The organism is Roseateles sp., from assembly GCF_047654785.1.
Taxonomy (GTDB): domain Bacteria; phylum Pseudomonadota; class Gammaproteobacteria; order Burkholderiales; family Burkholderiaceae_C; genus Pelomonas.
Genome location: NZ_JASGKQ010000003.1, coordinates 1,451,111 through 1,476,720 on the forward strand (window position 1 = coordinate 1,451,111; position 25,610 = coordinate 1,476,720).

Sequence of the window (25,610 nt, forward strand, 5' to 3'; positions counted from 1 at the left end):
ATGCCGACGCCGCTCACCCAACTCGAAGACGCCACCGAATTCCACGCCCGCCACATCGGGCCGGATGCCGGCGATGAATCCCTGATGTGCGCCGCGATCGGCGTGGCCAGCCGCGGCGCGCTGATCGACGCGGTGGTGCCCGCGTCCATCCGCCGCGACCAGGCCATGCAACTGCCCGAGCCCATCACCGAGGCCGGCGCGCTGGCCGAGCTGAAGGCCATCGCCGGCAAGAACAAGCTCTACCGGAGCTTCATCGGCCAGGGCTACCACGGCACGCACACACCGGGCGTCATCCTGCGCAACGTGCTGGAGAACCCCGCCTGGTACACGGCCTACACGCCCTATCAGGCGGAGATTTCGCAGGGCCGCATGGAGGCGCTGGTCAACTTCCAGACCATGGTGACCGACCTCACCGGCATGGACATCGCCAACGGCTCGATGCTGGACGAGGCCACCTCGGCCGCCGAGGCCGTGACGCTGGCCAAGCGCAGCGTGCGCGCCAAGGGCGACGTGCTCGTCGTCTCGGGTGACACCCATCCGCAGACGCTGGAAGTCATCCAGACGCGCTGCAAGCCGCTGGGCCTGGTGGTCAAGGTGGCCAACTCCGCGCAGGCCTGGCAAGACGCACTGGCCGCCGACGACTACTTCGCCGCGCTGGCCCAGTACCCCGCCAGCAGCGGCTGGCTGCACGACTGGAGCAGCAGCGCCGCCACCGTCCACGCCAAGCAGGCCGCCTTCATCGTCGCGGCCGACCTGCTCGCGCTGACGCTGCTGAAGAGCCCCGGCGAGATGGGCGCGGACATCGTCGTCGGCAGCACGCAGCGCTTCGGCATGCCGATGGGCGCGGGCGGCCCGCACGCGGCCTACCTGGCCTGCCGAGACGCCTTCAAGCGCTCCATGCCCGGCCGCCTCGTCGGCGTGTCCAAGGACGCGCAGGGCCAGCCCGCCTACCGCCTCGCGCTGCAGACCCGCGAGCAGCACATCCGCCGCGAGAAGGCGACGAGCAACATCTGCACGGCGCAGGTGCTGCCGGCCGTCGTCGCGAGCATGTACGCCGTCTACCACGGCCCCGAGGGGCTGAAGCGCATCGCCGCCCGGGTGGCGCGTTATCTCGGCATCTTCGTCGCCGGCCTGAAGCAGCTTGGCGTCGATCTGAGCCAGACCCACCACCTCGAAGCCGGCGCCTTCGACACCGTCTGCCTGAAGGCCGGCGCCGACACCGAGCGCCTGCTGCAACGCGCCGTCGCGCACGGCGCCAACCTGCGCCGCGCCTGGGGTGACTACGTCTGCGTGTCGCTGGACGAGACGACGACGCGCGAGGACCTCGCGCTGCTGTGGAAGATTTTTGCCCAGGACGGCCAGGCCCTGCCCAGCGTGGACGCGCTGGCCGCCACGCCCGACCTCATCCCCGCGCCGCTCCGCCGCGCCAGCCGCTACCTGACGCACCCGGTCTTCAACACCCACCACAGCGAGACCGAGATGCTGCGCTACATCCGCAGCCTGTCGGACAAGGACCTGGCGCTGGACCGCAGCATGATCCCGCTGGGCTCCTGCACGATGAAGCTCAACGCGACGGCCGAGATGATCCCGATCACCTGGCCGGAGTTCGCGGGCGTCCACCCCTTCGCGCCGCAGGACCAGCTGGCCGGCTACGCCGAGCTGGACGCGCTGCTGCGCCAGTGGCTGTGCCAGGCCACCGGCTACGCCGGCATCAGCCTGCAACCCAACGCCGGCTCGCAGGGCGAATACGCCGGGCTGCTGGCGATCAAGGCCTGGCACGAGTCGCGCGGCGACCACCAGCGCAACGTCTGCCTGATCCCCGAAAGCGCGCACGGCACCAACCCGGCGTCCGCGCAGATGGTCGGCCTGCAGGTCGTCGTCACCAAGTGCGACAAGGAAGGCAATATCGACCTCGACGACCTGAAGGCCAAGTGCGAGCAGCACGCCGACCGGCTCGCCGCGATCATGATCACCTACCCGTCCACCTACGGCCTGTTCGACACGCACGTCAAGGACATCTGCGCGCTGGTCAAGGCCCACGGCGGCCGCGTCTACGTGGACGGCGCGAACATGAACGCGCTGGTCGGCCTGGCCGCGCCGGGCCAGTTCGGCGGCGACGTGAGCCACCTGAACCTGCACAAGACCTTCTGCATCCCGCACGGCGGCGGTGGCCCCGGCGTCGGCCCGGTCTGCGTGGTGGAAGACCTCGTGCCCTTCCTGCCCGCGCACCGCACGGCGGGCCTGGGGGCCGCCACCAACATCGGTGCGGTGAGTGCTGCTCCGCTGGGCAATGCAGCGGTGCTGCCGATTTCGTGGATGTACGTCCGCCTGATGGGCGCGGAAGGCCTCAAGAAAGCCACCGAGGTCGCGATCCTGAACGCCAACTACGTCGCCGCACGGCTGTCCGACCACTACGACATCCACTTCAGCGGCGGCATCGAAGGCGTGAAGGGCGGCGGCGTCGCGCACGAGTGCATCCTCGACCTGCGCCCGCTGAAGGACAGCTCCGGCATCAGCGCCGAGGACGTGGCCAAGCGCCTGATCGACTACGGCTTCCACGCGCCGACCTTGAGCTTCCCGGTCGCCGGCACGCTGATGGTCGAGCCGACCGAGAGCGAGAGCCGCGCCGAACTGGACCGCTTCATCGACGCGATGATCCAGATCCGCCAGGAAATCGCCGACGTGGAGGCCGGCCAGCTCAGCCGCGAGGACAACCCGCTGGTCAACGCGCCGCACACGGCGATGGTCGTCAGCAGTTCCGAATGGACGCACGGCTACCCCCGCGAGGCCGCCGCCTTCCCGCTGCCCTCACTGCTGAAGCAGAAGTACTGGTCGCCAGTCGGCCGCGTGGACAACGTCTGGGGCGACCGCAACCTGTTCTGCAGCTGCGTGCCGCTGGGCGAGTACAGCGAAGCCTGAATGACAGGCATCTGATTCATTGCCAGAATTGGAAAAATCTGTCAATTCACGAGGTATCGAACATGGAAGCCGTTCGCATGTCCAAGGAAGGCCGGGTACTGATCCCGGCCGAACTGCGCAAGGCGCTCGATCTCAAGCCCGACGAGCCGCTGTCCATGTACGTGGAAGACGGCGAACTGCGCATCGTCGCGCGCCGGCAGGCCATCAAGGCGATGCAGGCCCGCGTCGCGCCCTACAAGCCCAAGGACGGCAGCAGCGTCGTGGACGGGCTGATCCGCGAGCGCCGCGAAGAAGCCGCCCGGGAATAGCGCCCATGCCTTTCGTCTACGACACCTCGGCGCTGCTGGCATCCGTGTTCAGCGAACCGGGCGGCGGCGCGGTCGTGGAACTCGCCGTGGAGCACGGCGGCTTCGTGAGCGCCGCCAACTGGGCCGAATGCGCGTCCAAGCTGGCCGAGCAGGCGTACCCGACGGGCCGCATCGAATTCGAGCTGAAGCAGTTCGGGCTCGACGTGGTGCCGCTGAGCGCGAGCCTGGCGCTCCAGGCCGGCTTGTTGCGGCCGGCCACGAAGGTGCTGGGCCTGTCTCTCGGCGACCGATGCTGCCTGGCGCTGGCCGCATCGCTGGACGCCACCGTCGTCACCGCTGACCACGCCTGGGCCAAGCTGCCGGGCTTCAAATTCCAATTCATCCGCTGACCATGGCCGTCTCCGTCTTCGACCTCTTCAAGATCGGCATCGGCCCGAGCAGCTCGCACACGGTCGGCCCGATGCGCGCCGCGCGGCTGTTCGGCCTGCGCCTGCAGCACGAGGGGCTGCTCGACCAGGTGGCCCGCGTGCAGGTCATCCTGTACGGCAGCCTCGGCGCCACCGGCAAGGGCCATGGCAGCGACAAGGCCGTGCTGCTCGGCCTGGCCGGCCATGAGCCGGACACGGTGGACGTCGAGGCCATTCCCGCGCTGCTGGCCGCGATCCGCAGTGGCGACCTGAACCTCGTCGGCCAGCGCCGCATCGCCTTCGACGAGGCGAAGGACCTGGTCTTCAAGCGCCGCGAGAGCCTGCCCTTCCACGCCAACGGCATGCGCTGCATCGCCTTCGACGCGGCCGGCCAGGAAACGGCCAACCGCGTCTACTACTCGGTCGGCGGCGGCTTCATCGTCAGCGACGAGGTGGCGGCCGACGGCAGCCGGCAAAAGGCCATCGCGCCCGACGTGACCGTGCTGCCCTACCCCTTCAAGACCGGCGACGAGTTGCTGGCGCTGACGCGGCGCCACGGCCTGTCCATCGCCGAGCTGATGCGCCGCAACGAATGCCACTGGCGCAGCGAGGCCGAGATCGACGCCGGGCTGGCGAAGATCTGGGACGTCATGCAGGCCTGCGTCGGGCGCGGCTGCCGGACCGAGGGCGTGCTGCCGGGCGGCTTCAAGGTCCGGCGCCGCGCGGCGCAGCTGCACCGCGACCTGACGGCCAACCCCGAGGCCGCGCTGCGCGACCCGCTGCAGGTGATGGACTGGGTCAACCTCTACGCGCTGGCCGTCAACGAGGAGAACGCCGCTGGCGGCCGCGTCGTCACCGCGCCCACCAACGGCGCGGCCGGCATCATCCCGGCGGTGCTGCACTACTACACCCGCTTCGTCCACGGCAGCACGCCCAAGGGCGCGACGGACTTCCTGCTCACCGCCGCGGCCATCGGCATCCTCTACAAGGAAAACGCCTCCATCTCGGGCGCCGAGGTCGGCTGCCAGGGCGAGGTGGGCGTGGCCTGCTCGATGGCGGCCGGCGCGCTGTGCGCGGTGATGGGCGGCACGCCGGAGCAGGTCGAGAACGCCGCCGAGATCGGCATGGAGCACCACCTGGGCCTGACCTGCGATCCCGTCGGCGGCCTGGTGCAGATCCCCTGCATCGAGCGCAACGCGATCGCGTCGGTCAAGGCCATCAACGCCGCGCGCATGGCGCTGCGCGGCGACGGCACGCACTTCGTCAGCCTGGACAAGGTCATCAAGACCATGCGCGACACCGGCGCCGACATGATGACCAAGTACAAGGAAACGGCGCGCGGCGGCCTGGCGGTCAACATCGTCGAGTGCTAGCCCATCAGCCGGCTCCACGGCGGCCGCGCGGCAAGCCACGACAGCGCATGAACCCGACGGAGCCGCCACGCTGATGTGCCTCGCCGCCTTTGCACTGGCCGCCCACCCGCGCTTCCCGCTGGTCATCGCCGCCAACCGCGACGAGTTCTTCGCCCGCCCCGCGGCGCCGATGGCCTGGTGGCCGGACCGCCCCGGCGTACTGGCCGGCCGCGACCTCGAAGCCGGCGGCACCTGGTTCGGCCTGGCGCGCGGCGGCCGGCTCGCGCTGCTCACCAACGTCCGCGAGCCCGGCCGGCAGGCCGCGAACGCGCCGTCGCGCGGTGCGCTGGTGCTGGACTGGCTGGCCGGCGGCGACGATGCGCCCGCCTTCGCGCGCCGGCTGCGGCCGGGCTACAACGGCTTCAACCTGGTCGGCGCCGATCTCGCGCGAAATGCCTGGTACTGCATCAGCAACCGGGCCGCGGCGCCGGTGCCGCTGGCGGGCCGGCTGCACACGCTGTCCAACGCCGCGCTGGACACGCCCTGGCCCAAGGCCCTCGCGCTGCGGGCCGCGCTGGCCGAGGCGCTGGCCGGCGCCACCAACGCCGCGGACCTGGCCGACCGCCTGTTCGCCGCGCTGGCCGACCCCACGCCCGCCGCCGACGCGGCGCTGCCCGACACTGGCGTCGGCCTCGACCTGGAGCGCCTGCTGTCGCCCCGCTTCATCCGCCTGCCCGACCCGGCCCGGCCCGCGCAGGCCCGCTACGGCACACGCTGCAGCACGGTGCTGATCCGCGAGGCCGGCGGCCTCACCCGGGTCATGGAGCGCAGCACGACACCCGAGGGCGGCTGGCTGCCGCCGGTCACGCACCTGCTGGCCGCCTGGCCCTGCTGACGAGCCCGGCCGCGGCGCCCGCGCTCAGGCGGCTCAGGCGGGCCGGGCGCCCGGGATGGGGGCGACCGGCAGCGCCACGTCGCCGCACTGCGCCCGGTGGCGCAGTGCATGGTCCATCAGCACCAGCGCCAGCATGGCCTCGGCGATGGGCGTGGCGCGGATGCCCACGCAGGGGTCGTGGCGGCCGAAGGTTTCCACCGTGGCCGGGTGGCCGGCGCGGTCGATGCTGGCCTTGGGACTGCGGATGGAGCTGGTGGGCTTGATGGCCAGGCTGGCGACGATGTGCTGCCCGGTGGAGATGCCGCCCAGCACGCCGCCGGCGTTGTTGCTGGCGAAGCCCTCGGGCGTGAGCTCGTCGCCATGCGCGCTGCCGCGCTGCGGCACGACGCCGAAGCCCTCGCCGATCTCCACGCCCTTGACCGCGTTGATGCCCATCAGCGCATAGGCGATGTCGGCGTCCAGCTTGTCGAACAGCGGCGCGCCCAGGCCCACCGGCACGTTCGTCGCCTCGACGCGCAGGCGCGCGCCGACCGAGTCGCCGGCCCGGCGCAGCTCGTCCATGTAAGCCTCCAGCTCGGCGATCTGGCTGGCGTTGGCGGCGAAGAAGGGGTTCTGGCCGACGTGCTGCCAGCCCTCGAACGCGATCCCGATCTCGCCCAGCTGCGTCATGCAGCCGCGGAATTCCGTGCCGTAGGCCTGCCTCAGCCATTTGCGCGCCACGGCGCCGGCGCCGACCATGGGCGCCGTCAGCCGCGCCGACGAGCGGCCGCCGCCGCGCGGGTCGCGCACGCCGTACTTGCGCCAGTAGGTGTAGTCGGCGTGGCCGGGGCGGAAGGTGTCGAGCAGGTTGCCGTAGTCCTTGCTGCGCTGGTCGGTGTTCTCGATCAGCAGGCAGATGGGCGTGCCGGTGGTGACGCCCTCGTACACGCCGGACAGGATGCGCACCGCGTCCGGCTCGTTGCGCTGCGTGACGTGCCGGCTGGTGCCGGGGCGGCGGCGGTCCAGCTCGGGCTGGATGTCGGCCTCGGCGAGCGCCAGGCCGGGCGGGCAGCCGTCGATGACGCAGCCGATGGCCGGGCCGTGGCTTTCGCCGAAGTTGGTGACGCGGAAGAGTTCGCCGAAGGTGCTGCCTGACATATGCGCGGAATTTTAGGTGGCGCCGTCCCGCAGCCCCCATGCAAAAGGCGGCCCGGGAAGGCCGCCTTCATGCGTTGCGAACCGGGTTCAGAGCTTGGGGCCGGCCTCGGCGGCGTTCTCGTTCTCTTCCACCGGCCAGTCGCGGATGTAGGCCTTGAGCATGCGGTTCTCGAAGTCCTGGCTGTCGACGACGGCCTTGGCCACGTCGTACAGCGAGATCACGCCCATCAGCGTCTTGCCGTTCATGACCGGCATGTAGCGCGCATGCCGGCCCAGCATCATGCGGCGCACCTCGTCGATCTCGGTCTCGGGCGTGCAGGTCAGCGGCGCGTCGTCCATGACGGTGCGCACGATGGTCGTGCCGACCGCGCCGCCGTTCTTCACGATGGCCACGATGACCTCACGGAAGGTCAGCATGCCCACCAGCTCGCCGTGGTCCATGACCACCAGCGAGCCGATGTCGCGCTCGGCCATGACGTCCAGCGACTCCTTCAGCGGTTCGTCGGGCGAAACGGTGAACAGCGTGCCGCCCTTGACGCGCAGGATATCGACGACCTTCATAGGGAACCTCCATGGGAAAACGCCCGGGCAACATAGCACACAATGCCCGCGCCTCCACCCCATAGAAAACACCATGCCGGGCCTCGACACCCTCGCGTTGCATGCCGGCGCCGCGCCCGATCCGGGCACCGGCGCGCGGGCCACGCCGCTGCATCTCAGCACCTCCTTCGTCTTCGAGGACAGCGGGCATGCGGCCTCGCTGTTCAACATGGAGCGCTCCGGCCATGTCTACAGCCGGCTCTCCAACCCGACCACGGCCGTGTTCGAGGAGCGCATGGCGGCGCTGGAGGGCGGCGTCGGCGCGATCGCCACCGCCAGCGGCCAGGCGGCGCTGCACCTGGCCGTGTGCACGCTGATGGGCGCGGGCGGCCACGTGGTCGCCAGCACGGCGCTGTACGGCGGCAGCCACAACCTGCTGCACTACACGCTGCGCCGCTTCGGCATCGACACCACCTTCGTGGACCCGCGCGACCTCGGCGCCTGGCGCGCCGCGATCCGGCCCGAGACGCGGCTGCTGTTCGGCGAAAGCCTGGGCAACCCGGGGCTGGACGTGCTGGACATCCCGGCCGTGTCGGCCCTCGCCCACGAGGCCGGCCTGCCGCTGCTGGTGGACGCGACCTTCGCCACGCCCTGCCTGCAGCGCCCGGCCGAGCTGGGCGCGGACCTGGTCTACCACTCGGCCACCAAGTTCCTGTGCGGCCACGGCACGGTGGTGGGCGGCGTGCTGGTGGACGCCGGCTCGTTCGACTGGGATGCCGCGCACGCCCGGAGCGGCCGCTTCGCCACGCTGTGCGAGCCCTATGACGGCTTCCACGGCATGGTGTTCGCCGAGGAGAGCACCGTCGGCGCCTTCCTGCTGCGCGCCCGCCGCGAGGGCCTGCGCGACTTCGGCGCCTGCATGAGCCCGCACACCGCCTGGCTGATGCTGCAGGGGCTGGAGACGCTGCCGCTGCGCATGGCGCGGCACGTGGCCAACGCGCAGGCGGTGGCCGAGTTCCTGGCCGGGCACGAGCTGGTGGCGCGGGTGGGCTACCCCGGCCTGCCCTCGCACCCGGACCATGCCCTCGCGCAGCGCCTGCTGCCGCGCGGCGCGGGCGCGGTGTTCTCGTTCGACCTGAAGGGCACGCGCGCCCAGGGCCGCGCCTTCATCGAAGCGCTGCGGCTGTTCTCGCACCTGGCCAACGTGGGCGACAGCAAGTCGCTCGTCATCCACCCGGCCAGCACCACGCACTTCCGCATGGACGACGCCGCGCTGCGCAGCGCCGGCATCGGCCCCGGCACCATCCGGCTGTCCGTCGGCCTGGAAGACCCGGCCGACCTCATCGACGACCTGAAGCGGGCGCTCAAAGTGGCGGGCAAGGCATGAAATTCCTCATCGACGGCCACGAGGCCTACGCCTACACCGGCGGCAAGCCCTTCGACCCCGCGCTGCCCTGCGTCGTCTTCATCCACGGCGCGCTGAACGACCACAGCGTCTGGACGCTGCTGGCCCGCTGGTGCGCCCACCACGGCCATGGCGTGCTGGCCGTGGACCTGCCCGGCCACGGCCGCAGCGGCGGCGCGCCGCTGGCCAGCGTCGAGGCCATCGCCACCTGGCTGCACCGGCTGCTGGACGCGGCCGGCGTCCGGCAGGCCGCGCTGGTCGGCCACAGCATGGGCTCGCTGGTCGCGCTGCAAGCCGCGGAGCGCGCGTCCGTGCTCGTCATGGTGGGCACGGCCTACCCGATGACCGTGTCCGACGCGCTGCTGGCCACCGCGCGCGAGCGACCCGAGGCCGCGATGGCCATGGTCACGGCCTTCTCGCACGCGCTGCCCAGCGCCAAGCCCGGCTACCCCGGCCCCGGCGCCTGGCTGCGCGGCGGCTCGATGGCGCTGATGCGCCGGCTGCAGCACCGACAGGCGGCGGTCAACCTGTTCGAGAACGACTTCCGCGTCTGCGACCGCTACGCCGGCGGCGAGGCCGCTGCGGCGCGCGTGGCCTGCCCGGTGCACTTCATCCTCGGCGCGCAGGACCAGATGACCCAGCCCCGGCACAACGCCGTGCTCGGCCCGCTGCTGAAGCCGCGCATCCACACCGTGCCGGCCGGCCACGCGCTGATGGCCGAGGCGCCGGATGCCGTGCTCGCCGCGCTGCGCCAGGCGCTGGCGGGAACGCCGCCATGAGCCCGGGGCGCTTCCGCCACTTCGCGGACTTCTATCCCTTCTACCTGGCCGAGCATGCCGACCGCCGCAACCGGCGCCTGCACTTCGTCGGCACGACGCTGGTGCTGGCCTGCCTCGCGCGGCTGCTGTACACCGGCCAGCCGGCCTGGCTGCTCGGCGCGCTGCTGTGCGGCTACGGCTTCGCGTGGGTCGGCCACTTCTTCTTCGAGAAGAACCGGCCGGCGACCTTCAAGTACCCGCTGTACAGCCTGATGGGCGACTGGGTGATGTACCGCGACATCTGGATCGGCCGGGTCAGGCTCTGACCCGTTGGACACCATTCGGCGCCATTCATCGTCATTGGGCGGCCAGCGCCAGCACGGTCGCCGCGTCCAGCGCCCCGGTCAGCGGCTGGCCCGCGCGCGTCTGCCAGGCCAGGATGACCTGGCGCAGGCCGCTGCCGAACAGCGCATCGGCGCGCACGTCGAAGCCCCGCTCGCTCAGGCCGACCTGCACCAGCCGCACATCCAGCCCCCGGAGCATGGGCTGCTGCAGGCCCAGCGGCCGGCTTCCCGGCACCGGGCCGTCCCAGCAGCCGGGCGGCAGGCCGGACAGCGTCGTCGGCGAAATCTCCTGCCCCTGCACCACCAGCGGCAACTGCAGCGTCCAAGCGCCCAGGTCCATCAGGCGCTGCAGGGCGTCCATCCGGTAGACGGTCTTGCGCAGCAGCGGATTGCGGTGGCCGGCCAGCCAGCGGCGCCGCTCCGCCACGTAGCGCCGCAGCCAGTCCCGCTCGCCCGCCTGGTCGGGGCTGCCGATGGCGCGCAGCGTCTCGTCGCGCAGCAGCGCCCAGGAGCCATGGACCTGGCTGTCATACACGACGGCCAGCCCCAGCGGCAGCCCGATGCCGGTACGCGCCGCCGCGCGCTCGGCGACCTGCCAGTAGGTCGCGTCGAAGAAGCGGTCCTGCACGTCGCGCATGACCGGGTCGTCCGCCGACGCGCGCAGGATGTTCTTCAGCACCTCGTCATCGTCCAGCGCCACGTCCCGCGCCCGCAGCCGAGGCAGGTAGGCGGCCAGCCGCGATGCCCACCGCGCGGCGGGATTGGCGGCGTAGCGCTCCAGCAGCTTGGCGAGGTTGCCGGAGCCCAGCGTGGTTTGCGAGCGCCCGAAGCTCAGATGGCCCGAGTCGCCCGCGAGCACCGTGACGCGGCCGTAGTCGCCGAGCACCTGGCTGGTCTCGAACAGGTTGACGATGGCCTGCGCCGTGCGCTGCTGCAGGCCGGTCAGCGGCGCCGCCGGCAACTCGGCCAGCAAGGCGCGGGCGGCCTCGTTCGTCAGGACCTCGGGCATGGCAGTCTCCTTGGCGTGTGGGGGCCGGCGGGCGGCAAACGTGCCGGCGCAGCGGCTCGCGCCCGGCCCGACATGGGCGCGTTGTAGGCGCCCGATGCGGCGGCGGCATCCCCAAGCGGGGTGATGCGGGCGCTACGCGGAGATCGGCAACGCTCAGTTCCGCCAGGCCACGCCAACGGCGGCCGACATGCCGCCCGGCCGCTCCACCAGCGGGCTGCGCGCCGCGGGCCCCAGCAGCCGGCTGGTGCCCACGCCGCCGAACACGAACCAGTGCCGGGACAGCGCATGCCGGACGCCCAGGCCCGCATGCACGTCGCGCAGGCCGGCGCCGGGGCGGTATGCGGGCTTGCCGCTGGCGGCCACGGCCGAGTCCGGCACGCCGAAGTAGCTGCGCAGGTTCTGCGCATTGGCGGCGGACACGCCGATGCCGGCGCTCCACTCGGTGGTCTCGCTGCGGAAGAAGCGCCAGCCTGTGTCCAGGCTCATCGTCAGCCCGCCCTGGCGGCCCAGCACGTCCTGCGACACGGCGGCGCCGACGGTCCAGTCCCGGGCCAGGCTGTAGCTGGCGTAGAGCTTGGCGCGCAGCGTGCGCCGCACGTCGGGCAGGCCGCGCGTGGTGCCGGCGTCGCCGCCGCTGTCGCGGCCGCCGTCCAGGCTCAGCGACACGCCCACGCGCAGCCGCTCGCCCTCGATCAGCGCGGTGCTCGCCCCGGCGCCGGCGCCTTCGCGGCCGAAGCCCAGCAGCGCGCTGCCGCCACCGGTGGCCAGGCGCAGGCGCCCGATCCGGGCGGCCCAGACGGGCCGGAGCTTGAGATCCCGCCGACGGGCGCCTTCGTACTCGGGGACCGAGGCGAGCGACAGGCCGAGCACGTAGCGGGCCGGCGGGCCGTCGTCCTTCGCATCCTGCTGCGGCGCACCGGCGCGGGCCGGCACGGCGGTCAGGGCCAGCGCGGCGGCGGCCAGCAGGACGGGCAGCGGGGCGGTGCTCATGCGGGCCAGCCTAGCAGCCCGCCGGGGCCGGCCCGTCAGCCGGCCTGCAGTTCCCGTGTCAGATTCGAGAGCATGTCGTCGACCATCGCGTCCAGGTCGTAGCGCAGCGCCCAGCCCCAGTCGGCCTGGGCCGCGCCGTCGTCGATGCGCTGCGGCCAGCTCGCGGCGATGGCCTGGCGGAAGTCGGGCACGCAGTCCATCGTGAAGGCCGGCAGGCGGCGGCGGATGCTGGCGGCGATCTGTTCCGGCGTGAAGCTGACGCCGGCCAGGTTGTAGCTGCCGCGCTGCTTGATGGCGTCGGCCGGCGCCTGCATCAGCTCGAGGGTGGCGCGCAGCGCGTCGGGCATGTACATCATCGGCAGCGCCTGGCCGGCTGCCAGGAAGCAGGTGTAGCGGCCCTGCCGGATCGCGGCGTGGAAGATCTCGACGGCGTAGTCCGTCGTGCCGCCGCCGGGCGGCGTCTTCCAGCTGATCAGGCCGGGGTAGCGCAGGCTGCGCACGTCCACGCCGTGCTTGGCGTGGTACCAGGCGCACCAGCGCTCGCCGGCCAGCTTGCTGATGCCGTAGACCGTGGTGGGATCCATCACGGTGGTCTGCGGCGTGTCCACGGCCGGCGTGTTGGGGCCGAAGGCGGCGATGGAGCTGGGCCAGAACACGCGCTCCAGCTTCTCGTGGCGGGCCAGCTCCAGCACGTTGAGCAGGCCCTTCATGTTCAGGTCCCAGGCCCACATCGGGTGCTTCTCGCCGTTGGCCGACAGCGCGGCGGCCAGGTGGTAGACCTGCGTGATCTTGTGGCGCTTGACGATGGTGGCGAGCGCGCCGGCATCGGTCACGTCCAGCGTCTCGTGGTGCAGCGCGGGCACGCGACCCTTGGGCGAGAGGTCGCTGGTGATGACGGCGTCGTGGCCGTGCCGCGTCGCCAGCTCGGCCGCCAGCTCGGTACCGATCTGGCCGTTGGCGCCGATGATGAGGATGCGCGTCATGGCAGGATCCCCAGTTCGCGGCCGGCCTGCGCGAAGGCGGCGACGGCCTGCTCCAGGTGCTCGCGCTCATGCACCGCCGAGACCTGCACGCGGATGCGCGCCTGGCCCTTGGGCACGACCGGGAAGAAGAAGCCCACCGCGTAGACGCCCAGCTCCAGGAGACGCTGGCTCAGCTGCTGCGCCTTCACCGCGTCGTAGACCATGATGGGCACGATGGGGTGGGTGCCGGGCTTGATCTCGAAGCCGGCGGCCTGGATGGCCGCGCGGAACCAGGCGGTGTTGGCCTCCAGCTTGTCGCGCAGCGCGGTCGAGCCCTCCAGCAGGTCCAGCACCGCCAGCGACGCGCCGGCGATGCCGGGCGCCAGCGTGTTGCTGAACAGATAGGGCCGCGAGCGCTGGCGCAGCAGTTCGACGACTTCCCTGCGCGCCGCCGTGAAACCGCCCGACGCGCCGCCCAGCGCCTTGCCGAAGGTGCCGGTGATGATGTCGACCTTGCCGAACACGCCCCGGTGCTCCGCCGTGCCGCGGCCGGTCTCGCCCATGAAGCCGCTGGCATGGCATTCGTCGATGCCCAGCAGCGCGCCGTAGCGGTCGCAGAGCTCGCGGATCCTGTCGAGCTGGGCGATGGTGCCGTCCATCGAGAACACGCCGTCGGTGAACACCAGCTTGAAGCGCGCGCCCTTCTCCGTCGCCTCCTTCAGGCAGCGCTCCAGGTCGGCCAGGTCGTTGTGCTCGTAGCGCCAGCGCTGCGCCTTGCACAGGCGGATGCCGTCGATGATGGAGGCGTGGTTCAGCGCGTCGCTGATGATGGCGTCCTGCTCGCCGAGCAGCGGCTCGAACAGGCCGCCGTTGGCGTCGAACGCGGCGGCGTAGAGGATGGCGTCCTCGCAGCCGACGAAGCGGGCGATGCGCTGCTCCAGCGTCTTGTGCAGGTCCTGCGTGCCACAGATGAAGCGCACCGACGACAGCCCGAAGCCGTGCGTGCGCAGCGCCTCGTGCGCGGCCTCGACGACGGCCGGGTGCGACGACAGGCCCAGGTAGTTGTTCGCGCACAGGTTGATGACCTCGCGGCCGTCCGCCGTCCGCACGACGGCGCCCTGGCGGCTGGTGATGATGCGCTCCGATTTGTAGAGGCCGGCGGCGCGGATGCCGTCCAGCTCGGTCTGCAGGTGTTGGTAGAAAGCCTGGCTCATGGCGCCGCTCCTGATGCACAATCCGGTCAGTGAACTTGTTCGATATATCGAACTTTCGTGCAGTATCTGGAAATCATCCGACGACGTCAAGCATGAGCCTGGACACCGAACCGCCCCGCGTCGGCGCCGCGCTGCAGGCGCTGCGCGGCAGCCGCGGCCTGTCGCTGGACGACCTGTCCCGGCGGGCCGGCGTCAGCAAGTCGATGCTGTCGCAGATCGAGCGCAACCAGGCCAACCCGACCGTGGCCGTGGTCTGGCGGCTGGCCAATGCGCTGGGCGTGGAGATGGGCGAGCTGCTCGGCGCGGAGCGCGCGGCGGCGCCGGCCATCGAGACCGTGCCGGCCCATGCGACGCCGGGCCTGTCCAGCCCGGACGGGCTGTGCAAGCTGCGCATCCTCGGGCCCATCGAGCTGGCCGGCCAGTTCGAGTGGTACGAGCTGAGCGTGCAGCCCGGCGGCGTGCTGGACTCGCAGGCGCACGAGCCCGGCTCGCGCGAGCACCTGAGCGTGCTCAGCGGCAGCCTGGAGGTCACGGCCCAGGGCGTGACGAGCCGGCTCAAGGCCGGCGAGACCGCGCGCTACGCGGTGGACGGGCCGCACGCCATCCGCAACCCGGCCAAGTCGACGGCGACGGCGCTGCTGGTGGTGCTGCACCCGTGACGGCCGGCGCGCTGCGGGGCTTCTCGCGCCACCTGCGCCGGCTGGGCTGCGGGATCGGCATGGCCTGGGCCCTGCCCTGCACGCTCGTGGGCGCGGCGCTGGGCCTGCCGATGCTGCTGGCCGGCGGCGGCGCCCGACGTCACGGACTCGCCATCGAGGTGTGCTGGCACCGGGGCGCGGCGCCCGCCGGCAGCCGCGCGGCGCGCCTGCCCTTCGCCGCGATCACGCTGGGCCAGGTCATCCTCGGCGTCAGCGCCGCGGAGCTGGCGCGCCTGCGGCTGCATGAACATGTGCACGTGCGGCAATACCTGTGGTTCGGCCCGCTGTTCTTTCTGGCCTACCCGCTGGCCAGCCTGGTGGCGGTCCTGCGCGGCCAGGGCGCGCATGCGGGCAATGCGTTCGAGACGCACGCCGTGCGGCACAGCAGCCCGCCGGGGTTCGACGCCCACGCGGGCTCATGCAAGGGCTCCGACTAGCGAACAAGTCCCAGGAGACGCCTGCCTTCCACGCACTGGTGGACCGCACCTACATCTCAGCCGTTGAGCGCAGCACGACCAACCCTTCGGTGTAGGCGCTGGCCAGTCTGTGTTTTGCGCTGGGCGTGACGCTGGACGAGCTGTTCCAGCCGCTACGCGAGATGCCGCTGGCGCCCACCGGGCAGCAGCGCACGAATGGGGCGGCGCCCTTCATTCAACGTCGCCGGGCGCGCATAGTCAGCCACGGCGCCTGTCCCTGGCCAGCCTCGCCATGCCCTCGGCCAGACAGGCCGCCTGATGGGCATTGGCCTCGGCGTGCGACTTGTAGCGGAACACGCCCTTGGGAAAGAACACCCGCCCGCCCGCGAGGCCGGCCACGCTGGCGCTGAAGGCCAGGCCATCGGCCAGCGCCGCGCCGCTGGGTTCGGCCAGCAGCGGCGGCTCGATGCGGCGGCCGACCTGCTTCATGGTGTCGACAAGAGGGTCGTGGTGGTCATGGCCCGTATTTTTGCCGATGCGAACGGCCCGCAGCGAACACGCCCCGGGAGACGCTGCCGTCGGACCGCACCGGCATCTCCGCCAGGTCCGGCGCGCCAGCGCGCCGTCCGGCGGCCTCCGCCGGCCGGACGGGCCGCGTACCACCGTGACGGAGCCCGGCCCGCCCTTCCGGCTGGCGCGGGCCCCGATCTCAGCCGGGTCGAAAGCCCCGGATCAACGCGGCAGGCGGCGGCGGGCCAGCAGGCCGACGCCCAGCAGGCCGGCCAGCATCAGCGCCAGGCCGGACGGCTCGGGCACCGGCGCGGCGACCGCGAAGTCGTAGGAGAAGGTCCCGCCGTTCCCCACCGCCGTGTTGCTGCCGAGGTTGACCAGCGAGAACTGCGCCGAGTAGACGCCCGGCGCGGCCTGGCCGTCCACGTGGAACACGGGGTCGAACGCCAGCGTCTCGAAGTCGCCCAGCACCCACAGGCTGCCGACGCCGCCGGCAAAGATGTCGGCATTGCCGCCGGCGGCGACCTTCAGGCCCGCAGTGACGGATTCCAGCTTCAGCGCCACCGTGACGCCGCTGGCGCTGCCGGACCAGCGGCCGCCGCTGCTGTTGAAGAGCACGTCGGCGTCCGGGCTCAGGCCGTTCAGCGATTGCGTCGAGGCCGCCCCCAGCAGGCTGTATGCATGGGCCGGCGCGCCGGCCGGGAGCACCTGGCTGACCCACGAGCCGCTCCAGGCGCCCGTGCCGGCCTGCAGCGCGATCGCGCTGGTCGCGTCGTTCACGCGCGAACTCGGTTCGGGCAGCCGGTTGTTGGCGTTCGTGGGCATCACCACGGGCGCGGCGGCCGTGCCGGTGTAGCTGTAGGTGCCGATGCCGTGGTAGTGGTCGCCGTGGTCGAGCAGCCAGGTCAGGCGGCCGGCGTTCGGATTGGCCTGGCCGGCGAAGGTGCCCGAGGCCAGCGTCGCCTGGCCGTCGATGCCGATGTAGAAGCCGATGCCTTCGTCGCCGCGGACGGCGCTGTTGGCGTGGGCCGGCAGCGCGATGGCAAGGGCCAGGACGCAGGCGGTCAGAGAGAACTTCATGGTCGTCCTTGTCGGATGGGAGTGGGGGTCGGGATCAGCCGTGCTTGCGGCGGCGCGCCAGCGCGGTCACCGCCACGAGGCCGGCGAGCATGAGCGCGTAGGCGGACGGCTCCGGCACCGGTGCGGCCAGCGCATCGACCGAGGCCTCGAAGGCCGCGCCGGACAGGCCGCGGTTGAACACCAGGTAGAACGGGTCGGAGCTGGCGTAGGCGTCGGACTCCAGGCGCATCTGGACCATGTAGGCGCCCGCCGCCGCGGCCGGGGTCACCGCCATCGTCAGATGGCTGTGCAGGGTGCCGCTGGTCGAGACCTGGTCGATGTAGGAGCTCGCGCCGGCCGTCACGCCGTCCGCTCCCCAGGTGGTCAGTTCGTCCATGACGTCCTTGACGCTGACGTTCACGCCGGTCGGTGAGCTGCCCCAGGCGCTGCCGTTCCAGTAGCTCAGCGCGCCGATGCCGGAGAAGCTGAGCAGGGACAGCGGCTGGAGCGTGGCGCCGCCCTGGGTCTGGAAGCCCGGGCTCTTGGTCACGTAGGGGCCGTTGCTGAAGTCGCCGAAGTCGCCCTCGAAGATCTTGAAGCCGGTCGCCCCGTGGACGGCGTAGTGCTCGCTGGCGGCCACCAGCTTGCCGCCGACGGCCGACACGGCGATGTCGCCGGCATGGTCCTCATCGGCCTTTGCCAGCGTCGGGGCCAGCGCCGCGAGAGCGACCAGGCCGGTGAATGCGAATGAACGGATCACGGTTTCCTCCTAACGGACGGGCGGATTGCCCGGGCGAGAATTATGCAATCAAGTTGCATAATTTCACACGACATTGATGCAAAATAATTGCATCAGTGCCGCAGCCTGTCCCAGGGAAGGCGCACCGGTGGCGCCCACGGCGGAGACGGCGCGAGCGCGGCGGGCAGCGGCTTGGCGGCCACGCAGGACGCCGCGGCCGGCGCCGACCACAGGCCGTTGCCGCAGCTGAAGCCCGCAGTGCCGCCGACCGGGCCGTCGTCGTCGGTCGCCAGCAGCGAGGTGCCGGACGGCGATGCCGGCACCCGGGCCTCGCAGGCCTGCCCGCCCACCGACCACGCGAGCGTCTGCGCCGGGCAGGCCAGTGGCTGCGCCGCGCAGCTGGCATGGGTCGCGGCGCTCCAGGCACCGTCGACGCAGCTGAAGCTCGCGGCCCCCACCACGGGCGCGTCGGCATCGGTGGCCAGCGCCGAACTCCCCGAGGGCGTCGCGGCCAGCGTGCCGCTGCAGCTGTCGCCGCCGACGCGCCAGGTGACGGCCTGGGCGGCGCAGCCGGACGGCGCCGGCACGGTGCAGGACGCCTCGGTGGCGGCACCCCAGTGGCCGTCCGTGCAGGCGAACTTCGCGTTGCCCGTGGCCGGGGCGTCGCCGTCGATCGCCGTCACCGCGGCGCCGGACGCCGTGCCCGGCACCGGGGCCGAGCAGCTGTTGGCGCCCACCTGCCAGCTCAGGGTGCGGGCGCCGCAGTCCGCGGGCGGCGGCAGCTCGCAGCTCGCGTTGCCCGGCGTGCCCCAGTTGCCGTCGCTGCAGGCGAAGGTGGCGCTGCCCGTCGCCGGCCCGACGCCGTCCGTGGCGACGGCCGTGTGGCCGGACGCGGTCGACGGCACGCTGGCCGAGCAGCTGTTCGCGCCCACCGTCCACTGCATCGCGCGCGCCCCGCAGGCCGGCGAGATGCGACTCGTGAACGCGGCCTGCATCTCGGCCTCGGTCAGCCCGCGCTCGAAGATGATGTGCAAGGGCCGGGACGCCAGGTACTTGGGCTGGCCGCCCACCAGCGTGGGCGACCACAGCTCCAGCGTCAGCAGGTAGGCGCCCGCGGGCGGCGTGCCGGCGGCGCTGCTGATCTTCCAGTCCAGGTGGGAGTGGAAGGAGCCGCCGGCCTTCACGTCGTCGATGGCGGCGGTCAGCGGGCCGGTGATGCCCTGGCCGTCATAGCGCGTGCCGCCCTGGTAGTAGGCGTAGCGCTCGGCCCAGGCGGCGGGGTTGGTGCTGTAGCCGATGACCACTTCCGCCGGGATGCCGCCATACAGCGTGAGCCTCACGCCGCTCGGCGCGGCCGTCCACGTGCCGCTGGCGGGCGTCCAGTGCAGCAGCGTGCCGAGCGCGCGGAAATGGAGCTCCTCGCCCTGGACGAACGTGCCGGCAAAGGCCTGGAAACCGGGGTTGGCCGTCGCGTAGGGGCCGCCGGCGAAGTCGCTGAAATAGGCCGGGAAGATGCGGTGGCCGGTCAGCGCGTCGATGGGCAGCTTGCCCGCGAGGCCGAGGTCGCCATAGAAGTCCGTGACGATGCGCGACCCGGCCACCGGGCCCTTGTCGGTGCGCAGCTCCACGTCGAAATGCTGCGCCAGCGCCGCGCCGCCGCACGACAGCAGCAGCGCGGCGCCCACTGCCCGAAACGCCCGGGCCAGCCCGGCACGCCCGCTGCGCCATCCCTCGAAGACCTCACCGCGCGCCATCCGACATCACCTGTTTTCGCAAACAAGTTGCATATACTAATGCAACACAACTGCAATTCAATGCAACCGTCCCGTGCGCCGCGGCATCCGCCGGGCGACGTCGCTCCGCCTGACCTCATGCCCGTTCCGATCCGCTGCCTGCCCAACGCCCTGCTGCTGATGCTGGGCGGCCATGCCGCCGCGCAGGAGGCGCCGCCACCCGCGCGGGCCGACGGCGTGCTGCCCCAGGTGACGGTGCAGGGGCGCGGCCTGGCGCGCCCGGCCGGGCCGGCCACCGTGCTGCAGGCCGACGAACTTCGCAACAAGGCGGCGGCCACGCTGGGCGCCACGCTGCAGGACGAGCTGGGCGTGGCCAACGCCAGCTTCGGCCCCAACGTGGGCCTGCCCGTCATCCGCGGCCAGAGCGGTTCGCGCGTGCGGGCGATGGTGAACGGCAGCGGCGCGCACGACGCCTCGACGATCAGCGCCGACCACGGCGTGATGGTGGAGCCGGGCCTGGCCGAGCGCATCACGGTGCACCGCGGCCCCTCGGCCATCCAGTTCGGCGGCGACGCCATCGGCGGCGCGGTGGAGGTGGAGTACGAGCGCATTCCGCAAACCCTGCCCGGCGCCCTGCGCGGCCGCGCCGAGCTGCGCCGCGGCGCGGGCAGCGACACCCGGCTGGCCCGCGCGGAAGGCGGCACCGGCCCGGGCCCGGCCGGCCTGGCCTGGCACGCCGATGCGCACCGCCGCAGCAAGGGCGTGGCGCGCATCCGCGGCTGGGCCATCGACGAGGCGGCGGTCAAGCAGCAGTTCTTCCTGGTCAGCGGCCGCAACACCGAGGGCCACATCGCCAACAGCGACTCGCACGGCGAGGGTGGCGCCGTCGGCGCGAGCGCGGTGTTCGGCGCGGGCTTCATCGGCGCCTCCGTGTCGACGCTGAAGACCGACTACGGCCTGCCGCCGGGCGCGCATTCGCACAGCCATGGCGGCGCGCCGCCCGCCGCCGACGAGCCGCCCGAGGAGCGCGTGCGCATCGCCGCCGGACAGCGCCGCGCCGAGCTGCTCGGCGAATGGCGGCGCCCGGGCTCGGCCGCGTCGCTGCTGCGGCTGCGCCTCGCCGACACGCGCTACCACCATGACGAGATGAACCAGGGCGTCGTCGAGACCCGCTTCACCCACGATGTGCGCGAGGCGCGGCTGGAAGTCGAGCACAGCCTGGCCGCCGGCCACCAGGGCACGGCGGGCGTGCACCTGCTGCACCGCGACTTCTCGGCGCTCGGGGCCGAGGCCTTCGTGCCGCGCACGCGGCTGCGCGGCCATGCGCTGTTCGCCGTCGAGAAGCTGGCGCTGGCGCCCTGGACGCTGGAGCTGGGCATGCGCGCCGACGCCCGCAACAGCCGCCCCGGGCCGCAGCCCACCCGGCTGGGCGTCATCGTGGCGCTGCCGGAGCGGCGCTTCCACTTCGGCAACCTGTCCGTGGCGGCCACGCGCACGCTGGGCCAGGGCAAGGCCACCCTCACCCACTGGCGCGCCAGCCGCGCGCCCGACGTGCAGGAGCTGTACGCGCTCGGCCCGCACATCGCCACGCGCACCTACGACTTCGGCAACAGCGCGCTGGCGCTGGAGCGGCTGCAGGGCTGGAACCTCGCCGGCGAGCAGCACGCGGGCGCCTGGTCGCTGCGGGCCAATGCCTTCCAGTACCGCGTCAAGGACCACATCTACCAGCGCAGCCTGGGCGTGTTCTACGCGGTCGACAAGCAGCAGTTCCGCGCGCTGTGCGCCCAGCTGGACCAGTGCCTGCCGGTCACGCGCTACGAACAGGCGCACGCGCGCTTCCACGGCTTCGAGGCCGAGCTGTCGCGCGAGCTGGCCGAGCTGGAGGCCGGCGCGCTGACGCTGTCCGCCTTTGCGGACCAGGTGCGCGGCCAACTGGTGGGCCTGCGGCGCGACCTGCCCCGCCAGCCCGCCGCGCGCTGGGGCCTGCGGCTGGAGGCCACGCGCGGCGGCTGGGCCGCGGACCTGCGCGGCGTGCGCACCCGGGCGCAGACCCGGCCCGGCGAGAACGAGACCGCGACCGCCGCGTCCGTGCAATGGCACGCCTGCCTGCGCTGGACCTCGCCGCAGGCGGCGGGCCCGCGCTGGAGCGCCTACCTCGTGGGCCGCAACCTGACCGACCAGGCGGTGCGCAACAGCACCTCCTTCCTGCGCAACTACGCCCCCGAGCCGGGCCGGACGCTGGAAGCCGGCGTCGAGATCAGGCACTGACACCATGAAGACCTCCACGCGCCGCTCGCTGGCCACCTCGCTGCTCGCCGTCGTCGCGCTGATCGCCTGCGGCGGCGGCAACGAGGTGGAGAAGCCCGCGTCCTTCGAGCTGCTGCCCGACGACCTGGCCGGCGCGCCCTGCGCCCGCTGCCGCAGCGGCCACCTGGTCGGCATGGCGGCGGACGGCGCGCCGCTGGCGGACGCCGAGGTGCTGGTGGTCGACGCGCGCGGCCTCACGGCCCACGCGCGCACGGCGGCGGACGGGCGCTACGATGTCGCCACCGAGGCGCTGTCCGGGCCGCTGCTGGTGCAGGTGCGCGGCACCAGCAGCGGCGAGCCGGTGATGCTGCACTCGCTCGCCGTGCCGCTGGACGTGGGCCAGCGCGCCGTCAACGTGACGCCGCTGACCGAGCTGATGACGGCCTTCGTGCTGGGCGGCACGCCGCACGAGCTGCTGCAGGACGAGCGCGTGGACTTCATGCGCGTCAACGCGGCGGCGCTGCGCAGCAGCCTGGACCGCGTGAAGCAGTTGGTGCGCCCGGTGCTGGCGCTGCTGGGCGCCGAGGCGCTGGACCCGCGCACCGGCGAGTTCGAGGCCCGCCACGCGGGGCTGGACGGCGTCGCCGGGCTGCTCGACCTGCAGCCCCGGCCGGCGGCCTATGCGCTGCGCACGGCCGGCCCGGACATGGCGCCGATCACGGTGGACCCGGTCGCCTCCAGCAGCGACGCGGTGCTGCCGCCGCTGAGCGCCGCCGAGCAGGAGGCCGCCCGCGCCGCGCTGGCCGCCGTGCCGGAGATCGAACGCCAGCTCGGCGAGCTGCAGGCCCGGTTCGCGTCCGGCATCCCGGCGGCCGCGGACCTGCTGCCGCTGCTGGACGCCGGCTTCCGGCACACCGGCCTGGCGGGCGCGGCCTTCGCCGAGCGCGTCCTGCGCCGCCACGATGCCGACGAGCTGGGCGGCTTCAGCCTGCAAGGGGCGCACTTCGGCGCCGTGCGCGTGCTGCAGGCCGCGTCCGGCGACCGGCTGCTCGTGCGCTTCCAGGTGCGGCCGCGCGCGCCGTGGCTGCCCCATGCGGAGACGCTGTGGATGCGCAAGTCCGGTGGCCGCTGGCTGTGGCAGGGCGACGGCCAGGCCGGCCAGGTGCGCGTGCGGCACGTGGCCGTGCTGGGCCCGCGCGCCGCGGCCGGGTCCGCGCTGCGGGCGCTGCCCGGCATGCGCTGCGAGGCCGTGGCGGATGCCGCCGGCCCGCAGTGCCGCATCGACGGGGGCCAGGCGGACGTGCCGGCCGGCGGGCTGCTGGACTACGGCAGCCCGGACGACACGCAGTTCGGCCTGTTCGCCGCCTACCGCTCGGACGCTGCGACCTGGCAGGCGCGCCTGGAAGCCGCCCGGCTGCACTCACGGGCGCTGGGCACGCCGAGCGCGCAGGTCACGCGGCTGCTCGCCTTCGAGGTGGACGCGCGCCGCATCGACCCCCGCGCCCAGCGCGTGCGCGTCACGGGCCCGGGGCTGCCGCCGCAGGGGCTGGACCTGGCCGCCCCGGCGCCGGACGGCGACGACGCGCTGCTGTCATTCGCCGACCGCCCCGGCGCGGACGCCCACCAGGTGCCGCTGGGCCATTGCCCCAGCACCGGCGACGCCGACCGGGAGGCCTGCCGCCAGGCCTGGGCGGCGCTGCGCGCCGGCACGCCCTACGACTTCGCCTTCCTCGCCGCAGACGGCACGCCGCTCCAGGTGCTGACCGCGCGGCTGCCCAGCGCCCCGCCCGGCGAGGCGTCGCTGGCCGCGCAGCGCGAGCGGCTGTTCACCCGCTTCGACCTGGCCTCGGCGCCCGAGCAGCAGCCGCTGTACGCGCGGGTGGTGGACCCGGCGCTGGCGGGCCGCCGGCTGCAGGCCGCCTGGCCCTGGCGCGCGGCGGCGGCCGCGACGCTGACGCCGCTGGGCGCCAGCGCGGAGCTGCAGCTGGCGCATCCGGCCAGCGGCGAGACGCGGCTGCGGCGCGTCCGGCGGCTGCCCGCGCAAACGGTGCGCGCGGACGGCAGCGCGGTGTGGGACGTCGATCTCGAGGTGCCGGCCGGCTGGCTGCCGGTGTGGCTGTCGGCCCGGCTGACCAGCGCCGACGCGCTGGGCAGCCACTTCGTGCACTACATCGCGCCGAACAACCCGTACTGAACGCTCAGCGAGGGGCCGGCGTGCAGTCGGCGCAGTGGCCGTGCACGTAGAGGTCCGCGCCCTCCACCTGGAAGCCCTCCGGCACGCTGGGCCGGCGCGGCGGCTTGGCCGGCAGGCAGAACACGCGACCGCAGTCGTCGCAATGGAAGTGCAGATGATCGTGGTGGCCCGCCGGATCGCCCGCCAGCGGGCTGAAGCGGCGGATGCGGTCCGCGCCGACCGTGGCGCTCAGCAGGCCCGCGTCGACGAAGCTGTCGAGCGTGCGGTACAGCGTGACGCGGTCGAAGCCCGCGGGCAGCGCGGCCTCCAGGTCCGCGTGGCTGAGCGCGACCGGCGCCCGTTCGATCAGTTGCAGCACGGCCAGCCGGTTCGCGGTGACGCGCAGGCCCGCGGCGCTCAGGCGCTCGCGGCGGCGCGCCTGGGCCTCGTCATCGGCACCGGCGGCAGGGGCACGGCTCTTGGGGCTTGTCATGGCGGCGTCATTTTGCCAGTAGCCCGTCCAGCGTCATCCGCGCCCAGTCCCCCTGCGCCCACAGGTTGCCCAGCAGCCCCTCGCGGCCGGCCAGGAAGCCGGCCAGCAGCGGCGCGGCCGGCGTGTGCTGCGGCGCGCACAGCAGCACCAGGCGCTGCGCGCCCTCCTCTTCCAGCAGGCCGATCCAGTCCATCGCCAGCAGCTTGTCCAGGATGGGGGCCAGCTGCAGCGGGTCCACGCGCAGCGCGCGCGCCAGCGCCAGGTGCGACAGGCCGCGCCGCCCGGCGTCGCGCGCGCGCCGCAGCTCGCGCAGCACCTCCAGCGCCAGCGCCAGCGGCTGGCCCGGCGTGTCCGGGCGCAGGTGCAGCCGGCCGACCAGGGCCGGCGTGTTGGCCGCCAGGATGGCGCCCAGCAGCACGATGACCCAGCCCAGGTAGATCCAGATCAGGAAGATCGGCACCGTCGCGAACGCGCCGTACAGCGTCGAATAGGTCGGCACCTGCTTGACGTACCAGGCCAGCAGCGATTTCGCCAGCGAGAAGCCCACCGACACGAACACCCCGCCCAGCAGCGCATGGCGCCAGCGCACGTGGGTGTTGGGCACGTAGTGGAACAGGCCGGCGATGGCCAGGCCCAGCAGCACGATGTCCGCGCCGCCCAGCAGCGTGGCGAGGCCGCCCGGCATCTTCGTGATCAGGCCCTGGCCGACGGTGACGGCGTAGCTCGTCAGCGTCAGGCTGCCGCCCAGCAGCAGCGGGCCCAGCGTCAGCGCCGCCCAGTAGACGAGCACGCGCTGCGCCATCGGCCGCGAGCGCCGCACGCGCCAGATGGCGTTCAGCGTGCGGTCGATGGTGAGCATCAGCGCCAGCGCCGTGACGCCCAGCGCCACCAAGCCCACCGCGCCCAGCCGGTTGGCCTTGGCCGCGAACTGCGTCAGCGAGGCCAGCACCGGCTTGGCAATGTTGGGCGGGATCAGGCTCTTCAGGAAGTACTGCTCCAGCGCATGCTGGAAGCTGGAGAACATCGGGAAGGCGGTGAACACGGCCAGCATCACCGTCAGCAGCGGCACCAGCGAGATCAGCGTCGTGAAGGTCAGGCTGCCGGCGGTCAGGCCGAGCCGCTCCTCGCGGAAGCGCTGGCGGAAGGTGTGCAGCGTCTGCAGCCAGGGCCAGGCCAGCAGTTCGGCGGCGAAGCTCTTCGCCAGTGCGACGGGGTTGCGCTCCAGCGGCGCATCGGGGTTGTCGGCGGGGTTGTCGGCGGGAAGGGGCGCACGGGGCTCGGGGGACATGGCTTCTATGATGC

24 protein-coding genes and 1 pseudogene are annotated in these 25,610 nt (G+C 72.9%); 13 read left to right on the forward strand and 12 right to left on the reverse strand.

Annotated features, from left to right (window positions below):
* The 5 genes from gcvP (at position 1) to QM788_RS15630 (ending at position 5,881) form a co-directional block, all read left to right on the forward strand.
* Entirely contained in the window at positions 1-2,919 is a 2,919-nt protein-coding gene (gene gcvP / locus QM788_RS15610) for an aminomethyl-transferring glycine dehydrogenase (RefSeq protein ID WP_415662381.1), read from the forward strand.
* 62 nt (positions 2,920-2,981) lie between these two features.
* Complete coding sequence (locus QM788_RS15615) at positions 2,982-3,227, forward strand: AbrB/MazE/SpoVT family DNA-binding domain-containing protein (RefSeq protein ID WP_415662382.1); 246 nt, start codon at positions 2,982-2,984, stop codon at positions 3,225-3,227.
* A 5-nt stretch (positions 3,228-3,232) separates the two neighbouring features.
* Positions 3,233-3,616 carry a type II toxin-antitoxin system VapC family toxin gene (locus QM788_RS15620; RefSeq protein ID WP_415662383.1) on the forward strand — a complete coding sequence of 128 codons (384 nt, stop codon included), beginning with the start codon at positions 3,233-3,235 and terminating at the stop codon, positions 3,614-3,616.
* A 2-nt stretch (positions 3,617-3,618) separates the two neighbouring features.
* Positions 3,619-5,007 (forward strand): L-serine ammonia-lyase, encoded by a 1,389-nt coding sequence (locus QM788_RS15625; RefSeq protein WP_415662384.1) that lies wholly within the window; start codon positions 3,619-3,621, stop codon positions 5,005-5,007.
* A 73-nt stretch (positions 5,008-5,080) separates the two neighbouring features.
* Positions 5,081-5,881: an NRDE family protein gene (locus tag QM788_RS15630; protein ID WP_415662385.1), complete on the forward strand. Its 801-nt coding sequence runs from the start codon at positions 5,081-5,083 to the stop codon at positions 5,879-5,881.
* A 33-nt stretch (positions 5,882-5,914) separates the two neighbouring features.
* Here the strand turns inward: QM788_RS15630 and aroC are convergent, their stop codons facing one another.
* Together aroC and QM788_RS15640 are read right to left on the reverse strand one after the other, a co-directional pair.
* Positions 5,915-7,018 carry a chorismate synthase gene (gene aroC, locus QM788_RS15635; RefSeq protein ID WP_415662386.1) on the reverse strand — a complete coding sequence of 368 codons (1,104 nt, stop codon included), beginning with the start codon at positions 7,016-7,018 and terminating at the stop codon, positions 5,915-5,917.
* 87 nt (positions 7,019-7,105) lie between these two features.
* The gene (locus tag QM788_RS15640; RefSeq protein ID WP_415662387.1) at positions 7,106-7,579 is read right to left on the reverse strand and encodes a CBS domain-containing protein; all 474 of its coding nucleotides are present in this window, start codon (positions 7,577-7,579) and stop codon (positions 7,106-7,108) included.
* Between the two features lie 73 nt (positions 7,580-7,652).
* On the opposite strand from QM788_RS15640, the gene QM788_RS15645 reads away from it, so the two are divergent.
* Genes QM788_RS15645 through QM788_RS15655 form a run of 3 tightly spaced genes read left to right on the forward strand, consistent with a single transcriptional unit; the run spans position 7,653 to position 10,047 of the window.
* Positions 7,653-8,945, forward strand: a complete 1,293-nt coding sequence (locus tag QM788_RS15645; RefSeq protein WP_415662388.1) for an O-acetylhomoserine aminocarboxypropyltransferase — start codon at positions 7,653-7,655, stop codon at positions 8,943-8,945.
* Positions 8,942-9,742, forward strand: a complete 801-nt coding sequence (locus tag QM788_RS15650; protein ID WP_415662389.1) for an alpha/beta fold hydrolase — start codon at positions 8,942-8,944, stop codon at positions 9,740-9,742. The genes QM788_RS15645 and QM788_RS15650 overlap by 4 nt, the downstream gene beginning before the upstream one ends.
* Positions 9,739-10,047 carry an Mpo1-like protein gene (locus tag QM788_RS15655; RefSeq protein ID WP_415662390.1) on the forward strand — a complete coding sequence of 103 codons (309 nt, stop codon included), beginning with the start codon at positions 9,739-9,741 and terminating at the stop codon, positions 10,045-10,047. Before QM788_RS15650 ends, QM788_RS15655 begins: the two co-directional genes overlap by 4 nt.
* Positions 10,048-10,078: 31 nt before the next feature.
* On the opposite strand, the gene QM788_RS15660 is transcribed toward QM788_RS15655, so the two are convergent.
* The 4 genes from QM788_RS15660 to kbl all read right to left on the reverse strand — a co-directional run bounded on the left by QM788_RS15660 (position 10,079) and on the right by kbl (position 14,240).
* Positions 10,079-11,074, reverse strand: a complete 996-nt coding sequence (locus QM788_RS15660) for a peptidoglycan-binding protein (RefSeq protein WP_415662391.1) — start codon at positions 11,072-11,074, stop codon at positions 10,079-10,081.
* A 153-nt stretch (positions 11,075-11,227) separates the two neighbouring features.
* Positions 11,228-12,064 carry a MipA/OmpV family protein gene (locus QM788_RS15665; RefSeq protein ID WP_415662392.1) on the reverse strand — a complete coding sequence of 279 codons (837 nt, stop codon included), beginning with the start codon at positions 12,062-12,064 and terminating at the stop codon, positions 11,228-11,230.
* Between the two features lie 35 nt (positions 12,065-12,099).
* On the reverse strand, positions 12,100-13,047 hold the full coding sequence (locus QM788_RS15670) for an NAD-dependent epimerase/dehydratase family protein (RefSeq protein WP_415662393.1): 948 nt from the start codon (positions 13,045-13,047) through the stop codon (positions 12,100-12,102).
* A complete protein-coding gene (gene kbl / locus QM788_RS15675; RefSeq protein ID WP_415662394.1) occupies positions 13,044-14,240 on the reverse strand; it encodes a glycine C-acetyltransferase in 1,197 nt (398 codons plus the stop codon). The genes QM788_RS15670 and kbl overlap by 4 nt, the downstream gene beginning before the upstream one ends.
* A 92-nt stretch (positions 14,241-14,332) precedes the next feature.
* Here kbl and QM788_RS15680 point away from each other — a divergent pair, with 92 nt between their 5' ends.
* The 3 genes and pseudogenes from QM788_RS15680 to QM788_RS15690 all read left to right on the forward strand — a co-directional run.
* Positions 14,333-14,899 carry a helix-turn-helix domain-containing protein gene (locus QM788_RS15680; protein ID WP_415662395.1) on the forward strand — a complete coding sequence of 189 codons (567 nt, stop codon included), beginning with the start codon at positions 14,333-14,335 and terminating at the stop codon, positions 14,897-14,899.
* Positions 14,896-15,375, forward strand: coding sequence for a signal peptide prediction (locus QM788_RS15685; RefSeq protein ID WP_415662396.1), 480 nt, complete (start codon positions 14,896-14,898; stop codon positions 15,373-15,375). The genes QM788_RS15680 and QM788_RS15685 overlap by 4 nt, the downstream gene beginning before the upstream one ends.
* Positions 15,357-15,608: pseudogene (locus QM788_RS15690) on the forward strand (helix-turn-helix domain-containing protein); the annotation flags it as partial. The gene QM788_RS15685 and the pseudogene QM788_RS15690, both read left to right, overlap by 19 nt.
* Before the next feature lie 4 nt (positions 15,609-15,612).
* Here the strand turns inward: QM788_RS15690 and QM788_RS15695 are convergent.
* The 4 genes from QM788_RS15695 to QM788_RS15710 form a co-directional block, all read right to left on the reverse strand.
* Positions 15,613-15,843, reverse strand: coding sequence for a hypothetical protein (locus QM788_RS15695; RefSeq protein ID WP_415663013.1), 231 nt, complete (start codon positions 15,841-15,843; stop codon positions 15,613-15,615).
* Between the two features lie 243 nt (positions 15,844-16,086).
* A complete protein-coding gene (locus QM788_RS15700; protein ID WP_415662397.1) occupies positions 16,087-16,944 on the reverse strand; it encodes an all3515 family Zur-repressed PEP-CTERM protein in 858 nt (285 codons plus the stop codon).
* Positions 16,945-16,978: 34 nt separating this feature from the next.
* Positions 16,979-17,683 (reverse strand): PEP-CTERM sorting domain-containing protein, encoded by a 705-nt coding sequence (locus QM788_RS15705; RefSeq protein ID WP_415662398.1) that lies wholly within the window; start codon positions 17,681-17,683, stop codon positions 16,979-16,981.
* Between the two features lie 92 nt (positions 17,684-17,775).
* Positions 17,776-19,347, reverse strand: coding sequence for a hypothetical protein (locus QM788_RS15710; protein WP_415662399.1), 1,572 nt, complete (start codon positions 19,345-19,347; stop codon positions 17,776-17,778).
* Between the two features lie 186 nt (positions 19,348-19,533).
* Between QM788_RS15710 and QM788_RS15715 the strand changes: the two genes are divergently transcribed.
* Complete coding sequence (locus QM788_RS15715) at positions 19,534-21,663, forward strand: TonB-dependent receptor (RefSeq protein ID WP_415662400.1); 2,130 nt, start codon at positions 19,534-19,536, stop codon at positions 21,661-21,663.
* A 4-nt stretch (positions 21,664-21,667) separates the two neighbouring features.
* Positions 21,668-23,836, forward strand: coding sequence for a hypothetical protein (locus QM788_RS15720; RefSeq protein WP_415662401.1), 2,169 nt, complete (start codon positions 21,668-21,670; stop codon positions 23,834-23,836).
* A gap of 4 nt (positions 23,837-23,840) precedes the next feature.
* Here QM788_RS15720 and QM788_RS15725 read toward each other — a convergent pair whose 3' ends face one another.
* Positions 23,841-24,308 (reverse strand): Fur family transcriptional regulator, encoded by a 468-nt coding sequence (locus tag QM788_RS15725; protein WP_415662402.1) that lies wholly within the window; start codon positions 24,306-24,308, stop codon positions 23,841-23,843.
* A 7-nt stretch (positions 24,309-24,315) separates the two neighbouring features.
* Positions 24,316-25,596 (reverse strand): YihY family inner membrane protein, encoded by a 1,281-nt coding sequence (locus QM788_RS15730; RefSeq protein ID WP_415662403.1) that lies wholly within the window; start codon positions 25,594-25,596, stop codon positions 24,316-24,318.
* Positions 25,597-25,610: the final 14 nt, after the last annotated feature.